The sequence below is a fragment of the Arenibacter lacus genome (genome assembly GCF_008711145.1).
In the GTDB taxonomy this organism is placed as follows: Bacteria; Bacteroidota; Bacteroidia; order Flavobacteriales; family Flavobacteriaceae; genus Arenibacter; species Arenibacter amylolyticus.
Map to the genome: position 1 here is coordinate 39158 of NZ_VVIN01000011.1, position 21847 is coordinate 61004.

The 21847-nt window shown below is 40.6% G+C and carries 18 protein-coding genes; 13 read left to right on the plus strand and 5 right to left on the minus strand.

What is annotated here, in order from left to right; all coding sequences use genetic code 11:
* Positions 1-3 precede the first annotated feature (3 nt).
* Positions 4-729: a TrmH family RNA methyltransferase gene (locus tag F1E73_RS05620; RefSeq protein WP_150451355.1), complete on the minus strand. Its 726-nt coding sequence runs from the start codon at positions 727-729 to the stop codon at positions 4-6.
* A gap of 75 nt (positions 730-804) precedes the next feature.
* Here F1E73_RS05620 and tamL point away from each other — a divergent pair, with 75 nt between their 5' ends.
* From tamL to F1E73_RS05670, 10 genes are all read left to right on the plus strand, one after another.
* Positions 805-3348: a translocation and assembly module lipoprotein TamL gene (tamL, locus tag F1E73_RS05625; protein WP_317132946.1), complete on the plus strand. Its 2544-nt coding sequence runs from the start codon at positions 805-807 to the stop codon at positions 3346-3348.
* A gap of 60 nt (positions 3349-3408) precedes the next feature.
* On the plus strand, positions 3409-4476 hold the full coding sequence (fbaA, locus tag F1E73_RS05630; protein WP_086476138.1) for a class II fructose-bisphosphate aldolase: 1068 nt from the start codon (positions 3409-3411) through the stop codon (positions 4474-4476).
* Positions 4477-4491: 15 nt separating this feature from the next.
* On the plus strand, positions 4492-5358 hold the full coding sequence (gene accD, locus F1E73_RS05635) for an acetyl-CoA carboxylase, carboxyltransferase subunit beta (RefSeq protein WP_086476137.1): 867 nt from the start codon (positions 4492-4494) through the stop codon (positions 5356-5358).
* Between the two features lie 183 nt (positions 5359-5541).
* The gene (rpsO, locus tag F1E73_RS05640; RefSeq protein WP_086476136.1) at positions 5542-5811 is read left to right on the plus strand and encodes a 30S ribosomal protein S15; all 270 of its coding nucleotides are present in this window, start codon (positions 5542-5544) and stop codon (positions 5809-5811) included.
* A gap of 233 nt (positions 5812-6044) precedes the next feature.
* Positions 6045-8276, plus strand: coding sequence for a polyribonucleotide nucleotidyltransferase (locus F1E73_RS05645; protein ID WP_086476135.1), 2232 nt, complete (start codon positions 6045-6047; stop codon positions 8274-8276).
* A gap of 184 nt (positions 8277-8460) precedes the next feature.
* Positions 8461-9324 carry a sigma-70 family RNA polymerase sigma factor gene (locus F1E73_RS05650; protein ID WP_086476134.1) on the plus strand — a complete coding sequence of 288 codons (864 nt, stop codon included), beginning with the start codon at positions 8461-8463 and terminating at the stop codon, positions 9322-9324.
* Between the two features lie 347 nt (positions 9325-9671).
* Positions 9672-10907 carry a DEAD/DEAH box helicase gene (locus tag F1E73_RS05655; protein WP_150451357.1) on the plus strand — a complete coding sequence of 412 codons (1236 nt, stop codon included), beginning with the start codon at positions 9672-9674 and terminating at the stop codon, positions 10905-10907.
* 118 nt (positions 10908-11025) lie between these two features.
* On the plus strand, positions 11026-11685 hold the full coding sequence (rpe, locus tag F1E73_RS05660; protein ID WP_086476132.1) for a ribulose-phosphate 3-epimerase: 660 nt from the start codon (positions 11026-11028) through the stop codon (positions 11683-11685).
* Positions 11685-12677 (plus strand): YpdA family putative bacillithiol disulfide reductase, encoded by a 993-nt coding sequence (locus F1E73_RS05665; RefSeq protein WP_086476131.1) that lies wholly within the window; start codon positions 11685-11687, stop codon positions 12675-12677. Before rpe ends, F1E73_RS05665 begins: the two co-directional genes overlap by 1 nt.
* A gap of 234 nt (positions 12678-12911) precedes the next feature.
* Positions 12912-13478, plus strand: a complete 567-nt coding sequence (locus F1E73_RS05670; RefSeq protein ID WP_223883368.1) for a hypothetical protein — start codon at positions 12912-12914, stop codon at positions 13476-13478.
* 48 nt (positions 13479-13526) lie between these two features.
* On the opposite strand, the gene F1E73_RS05675 is transcribed toward F1E73_RS05670, so the two are convergent.
* Positions 13527-15050 (minus strand): GH3 family domain-containing protein, encoded by a 1524-nt coding sequence (locus F1E73_RS05675; RefSeq protein ID WP_086476129.1) that lies wholly within the window; start codon positions 15048-15050, stop codon positions 13527-13529.
* A 153-nt stretch (positions 15051-15203) separates the two neighbouring features.
* On the opposite strand from F1E73_RS05675, the gene F1E73_RS05680 reads away from it, so the two are divergent.
* Together F1E73_RS05680 and F1E73_RS05685 are read left to right on the plus strand one after the other, a co-directional pair.
* A complete protein-coding gene (locus F1E73_RS05680) occupies positions 15204-15875 on the plus strand; it encodes an ankyrin repeat domain-containing protein (protein ID WP_150451358.1) in 672 nt (223 codons plus the stop codon).
* Positions 15876-15950: 75 nt separating this feature from the next.
* Positions 15951-16826 carry a glycerophosphodiester phosphodiesterase family protein gene (locus tag F1E73_RS05685; RefSeq protein WP_086476127.1) on the plus strand — a complete coding sequence of 292 codons (876 nt, stop codon included), beginning with the start codon at positions 15951-15953 and terminating at the stop codon, positions 16824-16826.
* 64 nt (positions 16827-16890) lie between these two features.
* On the opposite strand, the gene F1E73_RS05690 is transcribed toward F1E73_RS05685, so the two are convergent.
* From F1E73_RS05690 to F1E73_RS05700, 3 genes are read right to left on the minus strand one after another with little or no spacing between them, the layout of a single operon-like run.
* On the minus strand, positions 16891-18336 hold the full coding sequence (locus tag F1E73_RS05690; RefSeq protein WP_150451359.1) for a PHP domain-containing protein: 1446 nt from the start codon (positions 18334-18336) through the stop codon (positions 16891-16893).
* A 2-nt stretch (positions 18337-18338) separates the two neighbouring features.
* A complete protein-coding gene (locus F1E73_RS05695; RefSeq protein ID WP_150451360.1) occupies positions 18339-19829 on the minus strand; it encodes a sodium:solute symporter family transporter in 1491 nt (496 codons plus the stop codon).
* The gene (locus tag F1E73_RS05700; RefSeq protein ID WP_086476124.1) at positions 19826-20749 is read right to left on the minus strand and encodes a dihydrodipicolinate synthase family protein; all 924 of its coding nucleotides are present in this window, start codon (positions 20747-20749) and stop codon (positions 19826-19828) included. Before F1E73_RS05700 ends, F1E73_RS05695 begins: the two co-directional genes overlap by 4 nt.
* 229 nt (positions 20750-20978) lie before the next feature.
* On the opposite strand from F1E73_RS05700, the gene F1E73_RS05705 reads away from it, so the two are divergent.
* A complete protein-coding gene (locus tag F1E73_RS05705) occupies positions 20979-21827 on the plus strand; it encodes an AraC family transcriptional regulator (RefSeq protein ID WP_086476123.1) in 849 nt (282 codons plus the stop codon).
* The last annotated feature ends 20 nt before the right edge of the window (positions 21828-21847 follow it).

Sequence of the window (21847 nt, forward strand, 5' to 3'; positions counted from 1 at the left end):
CAATTAGGAGCTCCTTCTTATTTCGCTCAGTAAGATGGCCGCGGCCGTAGCCACATTTAAACTCTCGGCAGTTTTAGGGCCAAATTGGGGAATACTAATTCTTTGTTGAACCATATTTTCTATTTCTGTTGATATGCCATTGGCCTCATTCCCCATCACCAATATCCCGGAACTGGGCAGTCTTTTTCCATATACGGCTTCCCCATCCATAAATGTCCCGAAGGCCGTAGCCCCCGATTCTGCCAAAATGGCCTGTAAATCTTGATATACAATATTCACCCTACTAATAGACCCCATGGTTGCCTGCAGCGTCTTCGGGTTGTAACAATCCACGGTCTGTAGAGAACAGATAAGATCTGTAATCCCAAACCAATCGCACAACCTAATGATGGTGCCCAGATTTCCGGGATCGCGCACATCATCCAAGGCTACTACCCAACCAGAATAATCTATTGTCTTGGGTTCTGGATAATGAAATACACCAAGCGCCTTATTTGGGGTAGACAAGCCACTCATTTTTTTAAGATCGGCTTCGCTTACCACTTCCACCTCCTTAAAGTCGTCCTTAAAAATGGAAGCATCCGTTACGTACACTTTGTACGGTTTTAAAGTAGAATCCAAGAGCTCACTAACTGTTTTCACCCCTTCTACCACAAACAAGCGATTCTGTAATCGATACTTTTTTTGCTGTAAGCTTTTTATAAATTTTATTTGGCTTTTTACAACCATACAAATAATGTATTTTTGATCTCCATAGGGACGCGATCGTTTATGAAATTTAACGCTACGAAAATAAGCTTATTATTGCTAGTAATTGCAATGACCTCGTGCAATGCATTGAGGAGAGTGGGAGACAATGAGCTTTTATTGACTAAAAACACGGTCTATGCAGATAGTGCAAAAGTAAACAACGAGGATGTCCATAGTCTTATCTATCAGAAACCCAACAGCACCCTGCTGGGATACCCTTTGCGATTAAACCTTTACAATTTAGCCAAGAAAGACCCCGATTCTTCCTTTAACGCATGGCTACACAAGAAAGAAAAGAGAGAAGAGCGACTCATAAAATTCCTTTCCAAGAAACAGGTAGAACGATTGGGAGAGTCCTTTTTGGTAAAGGGCGCAAGCATTTGGCTCAAAAATATTGGGGAAGCCCCAGTAGTTATTGACACCTTTAGAACCAGACGCTCCCTACAGCGATTAAGTGCCTACTATAAAAGTAAAGGTTATTTTAACAACAACACCACTTTTATTGTGGATAGCAGCAACCGCAAGCAACGGGCAGCAATCCAATACCATATAGATTTGGGCACCCCCTATAAAATAGACTCGCTATTGCGCCGTATTAGCTCTCCCCAACTAGATTCTATCCACCAGCTCTACGTGGCCGACTCCTACCTAAAGTCGGGCAGCCAAATAAACCTCCAAGATTTAAATATGGAACGGGAACGGCTAACGGAATTATACAGGAACACCGGAGTTTACAACTTCCAGGAAAGTGCTATTTCCTTTGACCTTATTGGTGATACCACTAAAGTAGGCAGCAATCAAAAACTAGACATCCAACTAAACATAGAAGACTTAAAAAGAAGGACGGATAATGCAATCACCACCGAGGAATACAAGGTACATTCCTTTGATAAAATCAACATTTACACAGATTTCACCTTCAACGGTGAGCAAGACAGCCTACAATCTGTGGAATACAAAAATTTCACTATCTATTACAAAGATAGACTTCGTTATAAGCCCAAGGCATTGACCGATGCCGTCTTCTTAAAAAAGGACAGCATTTACAAGGAAATAGACCGTATTAGGACCCACCGTCAAATTACCAACCTTAACAACTTTAAGTACCCCAATATTGAATTCGTGGCAGATACCACGGAGGCAAAATTGACCGCCAACATCTACCTTTCCCCACGACCGAAATACTCTTTGGGGACAGATTTTGACATCACCCACTCTAACATACAGTTTTTAGGACTGGGCTTTAGCCCCTCCCTACAGGCAAGAAATTTATTTAAAGGTGCCGAAAACCTCAGTATTTCTGGCAGAATCAACATGGGAGCCTCCAAGGACCCCAGTATAGTGGACAATCGGTTTTTTAATATACTGGAATTTGGGGGCGATATCAATCTTAATCTACCTCGGATTTGGATGCCTTTTTTTAGCACCTCTAAAATAATCTCTAACTACATGCTTCCACAGACCAAAATATCTATGGGAACCAGTTTTCAACAGAATATTGGTTTGGACAAGGAGACCTTTAATGCCATTTTAGGATATAATTGGTCGCCCACAGATTTTAAGAGAAATACGGTAGAATTGTTAAACGTGCAATTTGTGCGCAATGTGAATCCGAGTAGATTTTTTAAAGTTTACCAGAATACCTATAACAAACTGGATAGGATAGCCGATGACTATCAAGACAATCCGGCCTTGTCCGATTATTTTGAAACTCCCGAGGACGGCACCGAGCCTAGATTGATAATCCCTACTGGAACCACCGGCTTTACCAATGCCATTTTAAATAGGGAAGTGATTTCCTCTTCTTTAGACTTTAACGAAGTAAGCAGTATTGAGGAGCGAAGAAAGCGCCTTTCCGAGAACAACCTGATCTTCACTAGCAATTACACCTACACAAGAAACAATAAAATTGGCATTACGGACAATGATTTTCACCAATTTCGTTTTAAGGTAGAAAGTGCAGGTAATTTATTATCGGGCATCTCCAACATAATTCCTTTTAATACCAGCGAAACCGATAAAAAACTGGTGTTTGGGGTTCCCTACTCCCAGTATATAAAAACTGAATTCGATTACATCCAACATTGGAGTTTCCCCAGAAACACCGTACTGGCACTCAGGAGCTTTTTTGGGATTGCCATCCCATATGGAAACTCGGACAATATTCCATTTGCTAGAAGTTACTTTGCAGGAGGCTCCAACGACAATCGTGCATGGCTTCCCTACTCTTTGGGCCCAGGAAGCACCCAGGGTCTAAACGATTTTAATGAGGCTAACTTAAAACTGGCCTTAAATGTAGAATACCGCTTTCCCATAGTGGGAAATATTAAAGGGGCCTTATTTGCCGATGCAGGCAATATTTGGAATGTATTGGATAATGTTAAGGATGACGCTGCCACCTTTGAAAACTTGGAATCACTTGCCGATATCGCCTTGGGTACAGGACTGGGAATCAGATACGACTTTTCGTATTTTGTTTTCCGACTAGATATGGGCTTTAAAACCTATAATCCGGCCGAAGAATCTGGCAAAAAGTGGTTCCGAGACTATAATTTGGCCAACGGGGTATTTAACATCGGAATTAATTATCCTTTTTAACCCTAATATTTTTATTTACTTTTGTCGCATCTATTTAAACCATTACAATAAATTAAAATTATGGCACACAATATTAAACCAGGAGTTGCAACTGGAGATGACGTTCAGAAAATTTTCAATTACGCAAAGGAGAAGGGATTTGCACTACCTGCTGTCAATGTTATTGGTTCTGACACAATAAACGGCGTTTTGGAAACGGCCGCAAGTCTAAATGCACCTGTCATTATTCAGTTTTCCAACGGAGGCGCACAATTTAATGCAGGCAAAGGCTTGTCTAACGAAAACCAACAAGCTGCCATATTAGGAGCTGTTGCAGGTGCCAAGCACGTACACGCATTGGCAGAAGCCTATGGCGCTACCGTTATATTGCACACAGACCACTGTGCCAAAAAACTATTACCTTGGATAGACGGGCTATTAGACGCCAGCGAACAACACTTTAAAGAAACTGGAAAGCCCTTGTATAGCTCACATATGATTGACCTATCCGAGGAGCCGTTAGAAGAAAATATCGAAATCTGTAAGCAGTACCTTGCTAGAATGAGCAAAATGGGAATGACCTTGGAGATTGAACTAGGGATCACAGGTGGAGAAGAAGACGGAGTAGACAATACCGATGTAGACGTTTCTAAACTGTACACCCAACCAGAAGAGGTAGCTTATGCCTACGAAGAGCTTTCCAAAGTAAGCCCTAAATTTACTATTGCTGCGGCATTTGGTAACGTACACGGAGTTTACAAACCAGGAAATGTAAAGCTTACTCCTAAAATTTTAAAGAACTCTCAGGAATACGTTTCTGAAAAATTTGGAGTGGAGCACAATCACATAGATTTTGTTTTTCATGGTGGATCTGGTTCTTCCCTAGAAGAAATTCGCGAGTCCATTGGCTACGGAGTAATAAAAATGAATATAGACACCGATCTTCAATATGCCTTTATGGAAGGGATCAGAGACTATATGAAAGACAAGGCAGACTACTTAGGTTCGCAAATTGGAAATCCAAACGGGGCGGACGAGCCCAACAAAAAGTATTACGACCCACGTGTTTGGTTAAGAGAAGGAGAGAAAACCTTCGTTACACGTTTAAAGAAGGCCTTTGAGGACCTTAACAACGTGAACACACTATAACTTAAAAAGTAACTTATGTCATCTTGGTTCAAAAGAAAGGAAAAAGGAATTCAGACCGCTACGGATCAGAAGAAAGATACCCCAAAAGGGCTATGGTACAAGTCGCCCACTGGAAAAATAGTGGAATCGGATGAACTGGCTAAAAACTTTTATGTTAGTCCAGAGGATGATTATCATGTGCGCATTGGCAGCAAGGAGTATTTTGAAATCTTGTTCGACAACAATGAGTTTACGGAGTTAGACGCTAAGCTCTCCTCCAAAGACCCATTGAAATTTGAAGACACCAAAAAGTATGTAGATCGCTTGGCCGCCGCGGAGAAAAAAACAGGTTTAAAGGACGCTGTTAAGACCGCTGTGGGAAAATCACTAGGAAAAGATTTGGTGATTGCCTGTATGGACTTCAGTTTTATTGGTGGATCCATGGGAAGCGTTGTAGGAGAGAAAATTGCAAGGGCTATAGATTATTCCATTAAAAATAAGATTCCATTTTTAATGATATCCAAATCTGGTGGGGCCAGAATGATGGAGGCCGCCCTGTCCTTAATGCAATTGGCTAAAACCTCGGCTAAATTGGCACAACTTGCCGATGCCGGCATTCCTTACATTTCCCTATGTACGGACCCTACCACTGGAGGGACCACCGCATCTTACGCTATGTTGGGGGATATTAACATATCCGAACCTGGGGCCTTAATTGGTTTTGCAGGACCACGAGTGGTAAAAGAGGCGACTGGCAAGGAACTACCAGAAGGTTTTCAAACAGCCGAATTTCTTCAAGAACACGGATTTTTAGACTTTATTGTCCATAGAAGGGACCTTAAAAAGAAGATTAATCTCTATATAGATTTAATAGAAAACAATCCAGTAAGAAAGGAAGCATAAAGAAACTAATGCTAAAGGCCCTGACTAATAAAGATAGGGCCTTTTTAGTTTTACTATTTCGTCCAAAAATAAAAACTTCCTAAAAATCAAAAAATCATGCGCGCTGGATATAAAAAATAGTCTATCTTTGCAGCCTGGTTGAAAAACAATCACATACATAATAATCATTAAACAAATATTGGAATGTATTTAAGTAAAGAAGTAAAGGCCGACATTTTTAAAAAACATGGCGGTGACGCAAAGAATACAGGTTCTACTGAGGGACAGATAGCCTTGTTCACCTATAGAATTCAACACTTATCTGAGCACCTTAAGAAAAATCAGAAGGATTTTAACACCGAGCGCTCCTTGGTTAAATTGGTAGGTAAGAGAAGATCCCTTTTAGATTATTTAATTAAGACGGATATTGTTAGATACCGTGCGATAATTAAAGAATTAGGAATTAGAAAATAATTTGAAAAAGGGGAAACGTTTTACTTTCCCCTTTTTTTATATATTGCCAATACTAATATTTAATCAGTATTGTTTTTTTTACCAAGTCCCTTTTTTTTATTTTAGGGCAATATAAAAAGCTTACATCTAGTTTTTCATTGGTCAACAACAACTACAACACAACAACGTCGTCTAAACAGACGAAAGACCATTGTTTAACAAGCCTACAGCTAGGTAGGTTTTAATTCGTATTTATGATACCAAAAGTATTTAAAGAGGTCATTGACCTCGGGGACGGTAGAGAAATTTCTATCGAAACCGGTAAATTGGCAAAACAGGCCCATGGTTCTGTTGTTGTGAAGTCTGGAAATTGTATGTTATTATGTACAGTTGTTTCCAATTACAAACAAAGTGATGTGGATTTCCTTCCACTAACGGTAGATTACCGTGAGAAATTTGCAGCCTCTGGACGTTATCCAGGAGGTTTTTTTAAGAGAGAAGCAAGGCCAAGCGACGGTGAAGTATTGACCATGAGGTTGGTAGACCGCGTTTTACGCCCACTTTTCCCATCCGATTACCATTCGGAAACTCAAGTAATGATCCAGTTGATGTCTCACGATGCGGATGTTATGCCAGATGCTATGGCAGGATTGGCCGCTTCTGCAGCTATCCAACTATCCGACTTGCCTTTTGAATGTGCTATTTCTGAAGTAAGAGTAGGACGTATTAACGGAGAATTTATCATTAACCCTACCAGAACCCAATTGGAAGATTCCGATTTGGATATGATCATTGGTGCATCTGCAGATTCTGTAATGATGGTGGAAGGAGAAATGAAAGAAATTTCCGAAGAGGAAATGGTTGAGGCCATTAAATTTGCCCACGAGCACATTAAGGTACAATGTGCCGCCCAAGTTAGATTAGCCGAGGCTTTTGGCAAGAAAGAAGTTCGCGAATACGAGGGTGAGAGGGAAGATGAGGAGTTGGCCAAGAAGATCCATGAAATGGCTTACGACAAAGTGTACGAGGTTGCTAAAGCAGGTTCATCCAAACACGAAAGATCAGCTGCCTTTGATGCCATAAAGGAAGAAATTAAAGCCAGTTTCTCTGAAGAGGAACTAGAAGATTATGGAGACTTAATCTCCAAATACTACTATAAGGCAGAGAAAGCTGCCGTTAGGGACCTAACCCTAAACGAAGGCCTTCGTTTAGATGGTAGAAAAACTGATGAGATTAGACCCATTTGGTGCGAGGTAGATTACCTACCCTCTACCCATGGTTCTGCTATCTTTACGCGTGGGGAAACCCAAGCCTTGGCTACTGTTACCTTAGGAACATCTAGGGAAGCCAATCAGATAGACATGCCGTCCTACGAGGGAGAGGAAACTTTTTACCTTCACTACAACTTCCCACCGTTCTCAACGGGTGAAGCAAGACCTATTAGAGGTACTTCTCGTAGGGAAGTAGGTCATGGTAACTTAGCGCAACGCGCCCTAAAGGGAATGATTCCTGCAGATTGCCCTTATACTGTTCGTGTAGTAGCGGAGGTATTAGAATCTAACGGATCCTCCTCCATGGCTACCGTTTGTTCTGGTACTATGGCGCTAATGGATGCTGGAGTTCAGTTGAAAAAGCCTGTTTCCGGAATTGCCATGGGATTAATTTCCGACGGTGAGACTGGTAAATATGCAGTATTATCCGATATTCTTGGTGATGAAGATCATTTGGGAGATATGGACTTTAAAGTAACCGGTACCGCCGATGGTATTACTGCTTGCCAGATGGACATTAAAGTTAAAGGATTATCCTATGAAATCTTGGTAAACGCTTTAAAACAAGCCGCTGCCGGACGCTTACATATTTTGGACAAACTAGTGGAAACCATTGCCACCCCCAATCCAGATGTTAAAGCCCATGCACCAAAAATGGTTACCAGAGTTATTCCTGGCGAATTCATTGGAGCGTTGATTGGACCTGGAGGAAAAGTAATCCAAGAGTTGCAAAAGGCTACCAACACTACTATTGTGATCAACGAAGATCCAGTTACTGAAGAAGGTATCGTAGAAATTCTAGGAACCTCTCAGGAAGGAATTGATCAGGTACTTGCAAAAATTGACTCCTTGATGTTTAAACCAGAAGTGGGAAGCATCTATGAGGTTAAAGTTATAAAAATGCTCGATTTTGGAGCGGTAGTAGAATACACGGAAGCCCCAGGGAACGAAGTACTATTACACGTATCCGAATTGGCGTGGGAAAGAACCGAAAATGTTTCCGATGTTGTTAATATGGGCGATGTTTTTGATGTTAAGTACTTTGGTATAGACCCAAGAACCAGAAAGGAGAAAGTTTCTAGAAAAGCTATTTTGCCCAAGCCAGAAGGCTTTAAGGAAAGAGCTCCAAGAACAGATCGTGATAGAAACGATCGAGGAAATGATAGGAGAAACGATAGAAATAGAGATCGCGATCGTAAACCTAGAAGAGACTAGGTAAAATCTCATTCTCTTAATTATCAGCCACGTATTCCAATTAAACTGTGAATACGTGGTTTTTTTTATGCCAATAAGCCAAAAATGAAAAATAAAGGGGTCCCTTTGTAACATTTCCAACATTCCTACGTATAACTAATGCAGCATATGATTAGCGCACTTAATTTAGAAAGGAAATATTTAGATGAGACAGCTTAAAATTACTAAACAGGTTACCAATAGGGAAACCGCTTCTTTAGACAAGTACCTACAAGAAATTGGAAAGGTAGACCTGATTACTGCAGATGAGGAAGTTGAATTGGCACAACGAATCAAGGCTGGTGACCAGATTGCCCTTGAAAAGCTAACCAAGGCCAACTTGCGATTTGTGGTTTCCGTTGCAAAACAATACCAAAACCAAGGTTTAACCCTTCCCGATTTAATAAATGAAGGAAACCTTGGCCTTATAAAGGCTGCCCAGCGTTTTGATGAAACACGTGGATTTAAATTTATCTCTTATGCAGTTTGGTGGATTAGACAGTCCATTTTACAGGCTTTGGCAGAGCAATCCCGTATTGTAAGATTGCCATTAAACAAAATTGGCTCCATCAATAAAATCAACAAAACTTTTGCCTTCTTGGAGCAGGCACATGAAAGACAGCCATCCCCAGAGGAAATTGCTAAGGAATTAGACATGACCGTGGAGGATGTAAAGCAGTCCCTTAAGAACTCTGGACGCCACGTCTCTATGGACGCTCCATTGATAGACGGGGAAGACTCTAACCTATACGATGTATTGCGTAGTGGGGAATCTCCTAATCCGGACAAGGATTTATTACATGAATCCCTAAGGACCGAAATTGAAAGAGCTTTGGAAACACTAACTCCAAGAGAGGCAGATGTAATCCGCCTATACTTTGGCCTAGCCGGACAACACTCTATGACCTTAGAAGAGATAGGGGAAACCTTTGACCTAACTAGGGAAAGAGTACGACAAATTAAAGAAAAAGCTATCAGAAGATTAAAGCATACCTCAAGAAGCAAGATTCTTAAAACGTATCTTGGGTAGCCTAATCAATTTTAATTTTAACGCTAAAACCCACTCAAATTGGATATTACGCGTAAAAATTGTAGATTGTGACCATTAACAACAGTTATCATGACTGTTCGTTTTTTGATTGATGAATAAACTCCGGCTGATTACCGGAGTTTTTTCATTTTAGGGGTTGGGAAGTGGTTCCTAAAAACCTTTATTGAGGATTGTAAAACACCGTATGGGATATTATTAAAAACATTGGACCATCTTATATCCTTTTAAAATAAAAAATCACAAACCCTGGAGTAAACTACCTAGAAACAAAAACAATAGCTACCAATTTAACCGTATTTTTGTATCCGTATTATTAAACAACTTGCATGAATTTCAAGGAATTAAAGCTTAACAAACCGCTTTTAAGAGCTGTCGCCGAAAAAAACTACAACGCCCCAACCCCAGTGCAGGAGATAACCATTCCCTTGGTTTTGGAGGGTAAGGATGTTATAGTATCTGCGCAAACGGGAACCGGTAAGACCGCTGCTTATGCACTTCCCATCCTTCAGCGGCTTTTCCACAAACAGGAAAGCACCAAAAAAGGACGAAAAATTAAGGCATTAGTGGTATGTCCCACTAGGGAATTGGCCATTCAAATCCATGAAAACTTCTTGGATTACGGTACCCACGCTAGCTTAATTACTGCTGTGATTTACGGTGGCACCGCCATGGAGCCACAGATTGCGGAGCTAAGAAAAGGAGTAGATATTTTAGTAGCCACCCCAGGCCGACTCTTAGATCTGCATAAACAAGATATTGTAAATTTAGACTATGTAGAAACCCTGGTCTTGGATGAGGCAGACCTCATGTTAGATATGGGCTTTGTAGAAGACGTAAAGAAGATAGAACGCCTCTGCCCCACAGGAAAACAAACCCTACTTTTCTCTGCCACCATTCCATATAAAGTAGTACAATTGACTAATAGCATTTTACAGAATGCCATTAAAATTGAAATAAGCCCTACTTCCTTGGCGGCTGCAAGAGTACATCAATTGCTTTATTACACTCCAATACACGAAAAAATTCAGCTTTGTTTGCATCTTTTAAAACACAGTATAAAAGGAAATGTACTTATTTTTAGGAGAACCAAATACGGGGTAGACAAGCTAGAGCAATCCCTACTCAAGAACCAGTATAAGGTAGAAACCCTGCATGGAGGAAAATCCCAAGAGGAACGTCTGGAAGCCTTAAACCGATTTAAGAACAAGGAAGCAAGCATCTTAATTGCCACAGATGTCGCTGCTAGGGGAATAGACATTGAACAACTAGACAATGTTATAAACTTTGATCTTCCCAATATTCCCGAAACCTATGTACACCGAATAGGGCGGACCGGAAGAGCAGGACAAAGTGGTATTTCTTACTCTTTATGCGCAGCAGAAGAAAAAGAATATGTGGCAAGTATTCAAAAGCTAATGCAAAAGCAAATAGAGGTGGTAACGGAACACCCCTTCCCCTTAGACCCCACTGCGAAACCTGTGGTACACAAAAAGAAGGGTAGTAAATACAGGAAAGGAAGAAAGTCCGAAGCCTCTAAAAAGAAAAAGAAACGCTGGTACTAACAGCTAGTAATAGGTAACCGGAATAAATTTATTACGGTGATTCCCATGCCCATGAATACGCAGTTTTAGTAGAACCTTTCATTTAATTATATTTGCACCAACTCTCAGACACATTCCTATGGATAAAAAAATTATTGCACCTTCCGTTTTAGCAGCCGATTTCGCCAATCTACAGCGAGACATAGAAATGGTGAATAGAAGCGATGCAGATTGGTTCCATATAGACATTATGGACGGGGTCTTTGTTCCCAATATCTCCTTTGGCATGCCTGTATTAAAATCGATTACTGCCCATGCCACTAAGACAATTGATGTGCACCTGATGATTGTAGATCCAGATAGGTATATAAAAACATTTGCGCAATTGGGAGCTGATAATCTTACCGTACATTATGAGGCATGCCCGCATTTACACAGAACAATTCAGGCTATTAAGGATGAGGGGATGACCGCAGGGGTTGCCATAAATCCGCATACCCCAATAAGTCTCTTGGAAGATATTATCGGTGATTTGGATTTGGTGTTAATCATGAGTGTAAATCCAGGTTTTGGAGGCCAATCCTTTATAGAAAACACCTATAAGAAAATTAGGGATGTAAAGGCTTTAATTAACCAAAAGGAGTCGCATACCCTGATAGAAATAGATGGCGGGGTAACTTCGGAAAATGCCAAACAATTGGTTGATGCCGGAGCGGATGTATTAGTGGCCGGAAGTTTTATTTTTAAAAGTGATGACCCAACCCAAACAATTAAGAAATTAAAAGAAATCGTGGGATAATGAAGGATTTTGATATTATAATCATCGGTGGTGGCCCCATCGGTATTGCGTGCGGACTGGAAGCCCAAAAGAAAGGATTGTCCTATACAATTCTGGAAAAGGGATGTATTGTAAATTCACTTTACAACTACCCCTTAAATATGCAATTTTTCTCATCTTCCGAAAAGTTGGAGATAGATGATATTCCCTTTATCAGTATAGAGGCAAAACCCAAACGAAACGAAGCTTTGGAATATTACAGGAGAATTGTAACCTCTAACAACTTAAATATACAACTCTTCGAAAAGGTGAATTCTGTTCAAAAGACCGAAGATCATTTTCTTGTAAACACTACAAAAACCGACTATCGTGCAAACAATGTAATTGTAGCCACCGGATTCTATGATATACCCAATAAGATGAATGTCCCCGGAGAGGATTTGGATAAAGTATCCCATTACTACAAGGATCCACACTTTTATTCTAATCAGAAAGTGGCCGTTATTGGCGCCAGCAACTCCTCTGTGGACGCTGCTTTGGAATGCTATAGAAAAGGGGCCGATGTGAGCTTAATAGTTCGCGGTTCTAGCATAGGTGAACGAGTTAAATATTGGGTAAGACCCGATATTTTAAATAGGATTAGTGAAGGGAGTATAAAGGCTTACTACAACAGTACGGTAGAAGAGATTAGAGAGGAGGAAATTCTTATTAACACTCCCGAGGGAAGCGTACCATTGGCCAATGATTACGTTTTGGCCCTGACCGGTTATATGCCCAACTTTGGCTTTTTGGAGAAACTGGGCATTCACTTATCCGAGGACCCAAAAAGACTACCCAGCTACAACCCGGAGACCATGGAAACCAATATAGCAGGCATCTATTTGGCTGGAGTAATTTGCGGCGGGATGGAAACGCATAAGTGGTTTATAGAAAACTCTAGGATACATGCTCCTATGATTATCAATCATATTGAAAGTAAAATAAAGGAGGAGAAACCTACCGTTGCAAACTAAGATTTCAGTTATTAGGTTTAGTATTCATGCAGGGTATCTTTCCCTTAGGCTAGATAAGGCGTAAGGTTAGTGCTTCTATGCTTTAAGTGGCACCCTTTTATCCCATTTCCAACAATTTTTAATGGAATTGCAAAGGCCATTTCATACGCGTACTAATTTTTTATAACTTATAGCTTATCAGAATGACAAGCATTAGAAACGCAGATGAAAATCCAATTAATCGCAATACTATTCATGAGTTTAGTTTCCTTAAATGCCCAACACATAGCACCCAAATCCATAAAGAAGGAAGTAGCTACGGCACTATCCTATTATCCGGAATTGGAAAACACCCCGATTACCGTAAAATTCAAGAAAAACATCAAAAAATCTACCATGATGGCCCAGCCAAATTTCTGGAGTCTTTTTGGGTCTAGAAAAAAAAGGAAATATATTATTCTGATTAGTGAGAAATTTAAAATTTCAGGGACAGAGTTTCATACCAAATCCATAGATCCCAAAATTATGATTGGCTGGTTAGGTCATGAATTGGGGCATATTATGGATTATAAAAACAGGAGCAGTCTTAACCTACTTTGGTTTGGGGTTAAATATCTTTTTTCCGGATCCTACATCGTAGAAGCAGAGCGCGCCGCAGACACTTATGCAGTAGCTCAAGGGATGGGAACTTATATTTTGGATACCAAGAACTTTATATTGGATCATGCAGAAATCCGACAGGAATATAAAGACAGAATTAAAAAGTACTACCTATCCCCGGAAGAGATTATGGTCCTTGTAGAAGAAATGGATAAAAGGTAAAACACTAGGCCTACCCCTATTATAAAGAGCAATAAATTAGGTTGATTTCTACAAATTTTCTTTTACGAATTCTTCCCATTCCGCAAATTTCTCCGTATCCATTACCCGTTCCATCTTTACTTGTCCGCCTTTCTTCTTATTAACAGCATTCCATTCATGGAAGATAGCCACTGGTACCGGGCTTACCTTTACCCCTTTCAAAGCTTTTGAGCGAGCCACCTTATAATTCTTATTGGCATCCTTTAAATATTCGTCCAGTTTTGCCGCTATTTCATTCTCATCCATTGTGGCATCGGTTCCCAAATACCAACAATGGTAAAACTCGCCGTCTATTTTTTTAGCACACAGGGTATACTCGGGAATTTTCATGGAAAATGCATCTTCCAATCGGTTTACAGCATCGTCCATTTTATTTACGGACAGCTGGGACCCAACCACATTAAGGAAAAACTTGGTCCTCCCGGTAATCTTTATCTCGGCCCGTTCTAAATCCGTAAATTTAATGGTATCCCCTATAATATAGCGCCATGCACCCGCTACGGTACTGATCACCAGCACATAGTCCTGATTCAACTCCACCTCAGCCAGGGATACACATGGAGCATCTTTCACTAAGGCACCATTTTGGTTAATATAGTCTGGATTAAACGGCACAAACTCGAAATATATTCCCCCATTGGTCACCAACTGCATTGCTTCGGTTTCTGGTCTCGCCTGAAACGCAATAAATCCTTCGGAAGCCAAATAGGTATCAATAACTGTAATGGGTTTTCCCAAAAGGGCATTAAAGCTCTTTTCGTATGGGGCAAAAGCCACCCCTCCGGAAGTGTACACCTGTAAATTGGGCCATAACTCATGAATATTTTTAAGCTGATGTCTTTCTATTACTTGTTTTAACATAAGCTCCATCCAAGAGGGTATGCCACTAAGTGCCCCAACATCCCAATCGGCCGCTTTCTCCACAATACGATCAACCCGCTTGTCCCAATCATCAATCTTGGCAATTTCTTCTCCTGGTTTATAATAGCCTCTAAACCATGCCGGGATCTGGCTAGCACTAATTCCACTGATTTCCCCTTCCAAATGCTGATCTACACTCTCCAAATCTGTGGAGCTTCCCAACATCATAATATCTTTCTCAAAGAAATCGGCAGGAAGGTCAAAATTGCTTAGGGCATACACCTGTTCTAAACCCGCCTCCTGTATAGCCTTAATCATGTCATTAGTAACGGGGATACGCTTACTTGTTTTTCCCGTAGTACCAGAACTCAACGCAAAGTAATCTGGCTTTCCCGGCCAACTAACATCCGGAGTGCCCTCATGGATTTTGCACCACCACTCGGCATTCATTTTATCATAATCAAAATAAGGGATGGTTTCAGCAAAAGTTCTTACTAGATTGGGCGATTTCAGGATTTTTGAAAATTGATAGTGCTTGCCAAAATCGGTGTTCTTGGCCTTTTCCAAGAGCATTTTCAACACCTCCTTTTGGGCCTCTACCGGATTTTTATCACTCACCAATCGATCTCTCAAATCCAAAAACCCTTTTACGATACTTCCTACTATTGGCATTTTTTCTTTAAAAATACAGGTCTGCCTTATTTATAATGAATCCTTATCATAAATATATTGATGCAAACAACCTTAGCTGAGCGCTTCTCCTACGACAGCCCCCCTCTTCCCATTGACGAAAATGATCCTTAACTTTACCGAAAATGATAAAAAATGAAGACTTTTTTCTTGATGGGATGTATGCTTCTCATCGGAGTATCCTGCGCTCAGAGCAAGGGACAAAACACAATGAAAAGCACCTTACTACTTAGGGCGGCTGCCAACAATGATACCCTCTCCCTAAAGAAGGCGATAGCGAATGGTGCTCAGCTAGACTTAAAAGACACTAAGGGACGTACTGCCCTTATGCTTGCTACCTATGCCAACCATGTAGAAGCTGCAAAAATTCTTATAAAAGCAGGAGCCAATGTCAATGCCCAAGATCATATGCTTAACTCTCCTTTTTTATATGCTGGCGCCGAAGGCTTCACAGAAATTGTAAAAATCTGCATGACTGCTAATCCAGATTACGGGGTACTAAACAGGTATAAAGGAACGGCCCTAATTCCCGCCAGTGAGCATGCCCATTTAGAGGTGATAAAGCTCTTACTAGACGACCCCAATTATCCCATAGACCACATCAATCGCCTGGGATGGACGGCCTTATTGGAGGCCATTATCTTAGGGGAAGGCAACCAACGTTACCAGCAAGCTGTATCCATGCTTATAGCTGCAGGTGCCAACGTTAATATTGCCGACAATAACGGTATCACTCCCTTACAGCACGCAAAACGTCGTGGGTTTAAAGAAATTGCCCAACTACTGATCCTAGCCGGTGCAGAGTAAGGAGAGCCAAAATAATTTCCTAACTTAGGGAAGCTTATAATTACTGGCTACCGCGCCAGTTTATTTATTTTTGAAATGAACAACCACCTATCACCACACCCAAAAAAGCTTCTCTTAGTGCTATTGTTATTTCTCTATGTAGGATTAGCAGCACAGGAGTCCAACTTGGATCGTATTTTAATCGATTTTAAAAACAATCCCGAACAAATATTAGTTGCTGCCCATAGAGCCACCAATGATTATTACCCAGAAAATTCTTTGGCTGCCATTAAGGAAAGTATCCGTATAGGAGTAGATATCGTGGAATTAGATATTAGACAAAGTAAGGATGGAGTGTTGCTGATAATGCACGATCGCACTTTGGATAGAACCACCAATGGTAGTGGAAATGTGTCCGATTTTAGCTTAGACCAGCTAAAAGACCTACGCCTATTATTTAAAGACAGTATCACTACAGAGCGTATTCCCACCTTTAAAGAAGTACTGCAATTGACTAAAGGAAAAGTCCTTTTAGACATCGACTTTAAATTGGAGGATATGGCCGCTGTTGAAAAAGCCTATTCCCTTATTCAAGAATTCGGGATGGAGAACCAAATATTATTTTTTCTGTACGATTATAAGGAAACCCCCAGGCTGCAAGAAATGGATAGTGAAATACGAATAATGCCTAGGGCGTATTCTAGAAGAGAAGTGAGGGCGATTCAAAAAATGGACCTGATAGATATTATCCATATTGATGAAAGCTTTTACAAGGACCGTAAGATGCGCAAGATTATAGACTCGGGAACAAGGGTATGGATCAATGCCTTAGGAAAATATGATAGCATGGAGCGGTTAGAGAAAGATGCTGGGTTTGATGCCCTTTTGAGCAAAAAATATGTAAATGTAATACAGACAGATTTGCCGGAAGCTCTTTTAAATTATTTAAGAGCGCGTAAGCTTCACCGTTAAAGATGGTAAATGGCCACCCGTAGAAGGCTGGATATAAAAATGAACAGCAGGCTTTTACCTCAGACTATATTTTCACTCTAAAAAAACGACGACGGATTAAGTAGCCCGCGTATAGGATATATATGCCCCCAATTGTCAACAAGAGGGTACCGTATTCGGCATACAAACTACTATACCCCTGCAGCGTCTGGTCCTTTAAATAATAAATTACGCCCAAGATCAGCATAAACGTTGCGCTTAGGCCTCCCCCTAATGGCAAAGCATCTTCCCAATACATTAGCCAACTCCTTCCTACAACAAGAAACAACTGAAAAATAGCCCACCAAACTATCCAAGATGCCACTTGATAGCCATTGAGCGTTCTAAAATAATATAGGGCGTTAATAGGTGGACTAATCAAAGGAGGGATCCCCTCGTAAAAAGGCCTATCCCTGTACATAAGTACCTTAAGCTTAGACTGATCCCTATCCTGTAAAATCTGTAGTATGGCACTTTCTTTTGCTTTTGGGTTCATTTTGTGCCAATTGGGAATGGTGAAAGCATTCCAAAGGGAACATCCCCTTCCATATCCGTGATAGTCTAAGCCGCCCACCATGATAAGTCCGTTTTCCTCACAGTGTTCTTTAAGATTCTTGAAAACTAACCGATTGTAGTATAATTTCTTGCCTACATTTTCAATTTCAAATCCATCTACTCCCATGGCCGTATAGAATTCTTTTTCCTTTCCTTTCCCATCAAACCAATGGTTAACGATTACTGCACCCCCATGCCTGTGGGTTAAGTCCACAATTTCTGCATCTGTTTTTCCTTTGGTCACAAAGCTTCCGTTTAACCCCAAAAGACTCATATGGTTAGAGCCAGAATACTCCTGCCCTACCATAACCAATGGATCCATAGGAAATTTACTATTGCGCTGTTGTCTTGAAAACTCTAGGGTTTTATGATGATGGGCATGTTCGGTAATAAACAAGGCGTCAAATCCATTTCTTTTATGCCATTCCCACAATTGTATTGGAGAGATTAATCCGTCATGGCTGTATTCGGAATGTGCATGGGTGGTCACCAAAATATCGTGCTCGGAATTATTGACGATGGTATTGGTTGGCAATGGAATAAAAAGGACTAAAAGAAAGTAAGCAAACCCCATTCCCAAAATCAAAGGTAAATTGCTTAGTTTCCTTAAAAAGTATTTTCCCCCTCCAGATTTATCCTCCATTTTTTTGTACTTCCAAAACCCATGGAGCAGATAGATCACAAGCCCCCACAGGATTGCCATTGGCACTTCCTGCAGTGGGTTTATAGATCTTTTAAAATAAAGCAAAGGACCCAAAAAGGGTTCAAAGACCGTTCTCCAGAAATGTATCTGAATACTGTAATCTGCTAGGGGTTGTAAGCTTAGGGCATCTATGATAGTTATAGAAAATGGGAAGAAGAGCAGTAGCATTAAAAGAAGTAATGGGGGCAGAAGCACCCTCCCTATCTTAATCCATGCCTGTTTCCCCAGTTCCAAAATTATGCGTACTCTTTAGTTTTGCTTTTATTATACAGCATAAAGACCAAGGCCATAGCAATTAATCCTGCCGTAGAAGCCGCACCAATGATTATTGGATCCATGGAACACTCTAACCAGCTGTAACCTTTGGGCAGGTCTCTAAAGAAGGTACCCCAAACAATAATTAGAATACTAAACAGTACGGATAGAACCCCTTGTGCCCGACTGATACCTACGTTAAATAGGGCCAAGAGAAACAATCCGAGGATACCACCCCCAAAAATCCCTGAAATTTGCCACCAGACATCCAATGCGCTTTTGGCATTAATCATAAGCAGGGCAAATCCCACTCCCAACACTCCCCAAATGATGGTGGTAATCCTAAGAAAATTTAGGCTGGACCGTTCGGACCCTTTGGGATTGAGGTACTTTTTATAAAAATCGATATACAGCACCGTAGCCGAAGAGTTGAGGGCAGAATCTACCGTACTCATAGAAGCCGCCATGATGGCTGCAATCATAAGGCCTTTAATGCCTACCGGGAGTTCTGTAGCAATAAAATATGGGAAGACCTCATCGCCTTTGGTAATGGTTTCATTTAAAACATTTGCTTCTGCTCCGTAGTAAGCAAATAAGGCCGTTCCTATATATAAAAAGATAAGGGTTAATGGCAGGTAGATGAGCATGGCAATCCAAACCGATTTACGCGCTTCCTGGGTGGTGCCCACCGAGCTATATTTCTGGGTGTAATTTTGATCGGCAATAAGATTCCTAACATTTTCCGATATTCCGTAAATAATCATTACCCACAATGTTCTATCGCGCAGTGAAAAGTCTGTATCCCCAAGGCTAAATTTATTGTTATCAAAAGCCTTTTGCACCAAATAATCGGGCTGGGAAAAAATCTCCATACTAAGTATAACAGCTACAAAAAGGATTCCCCCGATCATTATTATGGATTGCATCACATCCGTCCATATGACCGCTTCCATTCCTCCCATTAAGGTGTAGATAATGGTCACGACACCAATACATACAATAACCATTTCTATATCTAAGCTCACAAAGGAGGTAAGCAACAGGGAAGACAAGTATAGAATTACAGCTACCCGCCCTACCATAAAGAGGAGAAAGGAGAAAGCAGCATAAATTCTACCCCAGCCCCCAATTTTTTCTTCGAGATAGTTATAAACGGAGATGATATTATTTTTTCGGTAATGGGGAATTACATAGGAAGTTACAAACCAGGCTACTGGAATGGCGCAGATGGCAAATACAAGGGGGTGCCAATTATCGTCAAAGGCTTTTCCAGGAACGGCAATATAGGAAATGCTACTAGTATAGGTACTCATAACCGCAATACCTGCGGCCCAGGCGGGTATCCCCCTACTGGCTACCATAAACTGTTCCGAAGTTTTGCTCCTCTTAAAAAAGTAGATTCCCATGAGGACCAAGACCAGTCCATAAAGCACTATTATGGTCAGGTCCACAGTTCCTAATTGGTAATTCATAATGCAGGTTTGTAGTGGTTGGTATATTTAAACGCTACAATATACTCTTTAATTTTATTACGTTGTTCCTCATTAAATCTGTGCAGGGGTTCTGCTACATAATCCTTGCAAATATTCATGGCTGCTAAGGCTGCTTTAGTCCCTTTTATGTGCCGTGAGGAATATTTTCCAACCTCATAAATGGTATGATGAATCTTTATCACCTCTTGGCGTAGTTCTTTTGCCTTATCAAAATCTTTCTTAAGCATAGCTTCATAGAGGGCCACAAAAAGCCCTGGAAAAAAATTGGCACCCCCTGCCACGGCCCCATGTCCGCCATTCATGATTGTTTCTGGCAGAAATAATTCCGTCCCCGTAATGATAGCGAATTGGGGGTCGTTCTTAAACGCTTCGATCAGCATATACAAAAACGAAAGATCACCAGAGCTATCCTTGATGCCTATAGCTCCCAACGCTCTCGCTTTTTTAACTATTTTCATTGATACGCTTAGCTTGGTACAACTTGGCATATTGTACAAAAGGAAAGGTAATGGCAATTTAGGAGCTAAATTTTCCAAATACTCTAACATTTCCCTCTCAGAAATAGGAAGGTAATATGGGGAGGCCACCACCAAGGCATTGGCTCCTTCCCTTTTGGCGTGTTTGGCCAATTCCATGGCTTCCTCAAAGGAGGTATCTGTGATTCCAACCAACAGCGGCACCTTGCCGTTAACCAACCTACAGGTCTCGGAAATCATTTTTTTCCGTGTTGCGTAACTCAGGCTAGGTCCCTCACCAGAAGTCCCCAAGATAAAAATACCATGTACACCACCTTCCAATAAATGATGCACCAAATTTTCTAATCCGACAAGATCTAATGACAAATTCTCCAAAAGCGGCGTAATCATCGGTGGAATAATTCCTTTTATTGGTAAATTCATTTGCTCATGTTTAAAAGTCTTTATTTTAGGCTAAAATCGATTAACGGCAAGAAGTTTGGTCAAGCAACCTAATTCTTTAACAATTCTCCTTCTATTACCATAGACCCTACACAAATTAAATTCAATTTAACACCAATCGCCACCACTATATTGTTTTAATTGCATTATATCTTAACCTTTATTTTAAAATAATTAATTATATTGGTGTAATAATGTCAATATTATAAAGATGGAGTTTATTTTTGAAAAAATTTATGTCCCCACCAAGCATTCATTTATTTCTAGAAAACTACCATTGGCATCCAATGCCAGAATTCATTCCCATAGAAATTTCGAATTAAATTTTATCACATCAGGGTCGGGACGAAGAATTGTGGGAGATAACATCTCCGGTTTTGAAAAAGACGATCTGGTACTTTTAGGTCCCAATCTACCTCATTGTTGGGAAGCCTTGGATGCCGAAAAAGGTAAAGATCCCTTTTGTATTGTCACCCATTTCTCTGAAGACATCATCAATTCGGATTTTTTTAAAATGCCCGAATTGGAGAAGGTGGTTGAGCTACTAAGACAATCCAACACCGGACTACGATTTAAACTGGGAAATGACACCCATATACCGGCTATTTTGGAGGAGATGACCCAGCTCACTGGTTTGGAGTATTACATTCAACTATTAAGGGTATTTCATTACCTCATCCAAGTAGAGGAAAGGGAAAACCTATCAAATCCCATTAACAACTCCGCCGTTTTCTCCAAAAACCTTGATAAGATAAACAAGGTTTATGAGTATGTTTTCCAAAACATCCAGGAAGGGGTAAAGTTAGAGTCGGCCTCTGCCGTACTAAACATGGCGCCCAGCAGCTTCTGCAGGTATTTTAAGAAGAAGACAGGCCAAACCTTTATGGAGTATGTAAAGAGCGTGAGGGTGGGCATAGCCGCTAAATTACTGGCAGAAACGGACAAACAGATTACTCAAATTTGTTTTGAAAGCGGGTATAACAATCTCGCCAATTTTAACCACTACTTTAAATTCATTATGGGGAAGACCCCTAGTGAATATCGGAAGACATTTAGATAGTATCCTAACTTTTAGCTTTC

Bases quoted from the DNA above. Each gene is read 5' to 3' on its own strand.
- F1E73_RS05620 (WP_150451355.1), bottom strand. From the start codon at position 729: ATGGTTGTAAAAAGCCAAATAAAATTTATAAAAAGCTTACAGCAAAAA.
- fbaA (WP_086476138.1), top strand. From the start codon at position 3,409: ATGGCACACAATATTAAACCAGGAGTTGCAACTGGAGATGACGTTCAG.
- accD (WP_086476137.1), top strand. From the start codon at position 4,492: ATGTCATCTTGGTTCAAAAGAAAGGAAAAAGGAATTCAGACCGCTACG.
- rpsO (WP_086476136.1), top strand. From the start codon at position 5,542: ATGTATTTAAGTAAAGAAGTAAAGGCCGACATTTTTAAAAAACATGGC.
- F1E73_RS05645 (WP_086476135.1), top strand. From the start codon at position 6,045: ATGATACCAAAAGTATTTAAAGAGGTCATTGACCTCGGGGACGGTAGA.
- F1E73_RS05650 (WP_086476134.1), top strand. From the start codon at position 8,461: ATGAGACAGCTTAAAATTACTAAACAGGTTACCAATAGGGAAACCGCT.
- F1E73_RS05655 (WP_150451357.1), top strand. From the start codon at position 9,672: ATGAATTTCAAGGAATTAAAGCTTAACAAACCGCTTTTAAGAGCTGTC.
- rpe (WP_086476132.1), top strand. From the start codon at position 11,026: ATGGATAAAAAAATTATTGCACCTTCCGTTTTAGCAGCCGATTTCGCC.
- F1E73_RS05665 (WP_086476131.1), top strand. From the start codon at position 11,685: ATGAAGGATTTTGATATTATAATCATCGGTGGTGGCCCCATCGGTATT.
- F1E73_RS05670 (WP_223883368.1), top strand. From the start codon at position 12,912: ATGAGTTTAGTTTCCTTAAATGCCCAACACATAGCACCCAAATCCATA.
- F1E73_RS05675 (WP_086476129.1), bottom strand. From the start codon at position 15,050: ATGCCAATAGTAGGAAGTATCGTAAAAGGGTTTTTGGATTTGAGAGAT.
- F1E73_RS05680 (WP_150451358.1), top strand. From the start codon at position 15,204: ATGAAGACTTTTTTCTTGATGGGATGTATGCTTCTCATCGGAGTATCC.
- F1E73_RS05685 (WP_086476127.1), top strand. From the start codon at position 15,951: ATGAACAACCACCTATCACCACACCCAAAAAAGCTTCTCTTAGTGCTA.
- F1E73_RS05695 (WP_150451360.1), bottom strand. From the start codon at position 19,829: ATGAATTACCAATTAGGAACTGTGGACCTGACCATAATAGTGCTTTAT.
- F1E73_RS05700 (WP_086476124.1), bottom strand. From the start codon at position 20,749: ATGAATTTACCAATAAAAGGAATTATTCCACCGATGATTACGCCGCTT.
- F1E73_RS05705 (WP_086476123.1), top strand. From the start codon at position 20,979: ATGGAGTTTATTTTTGAAAAAATTTATGTCCCCACCAAGCATTCATTT.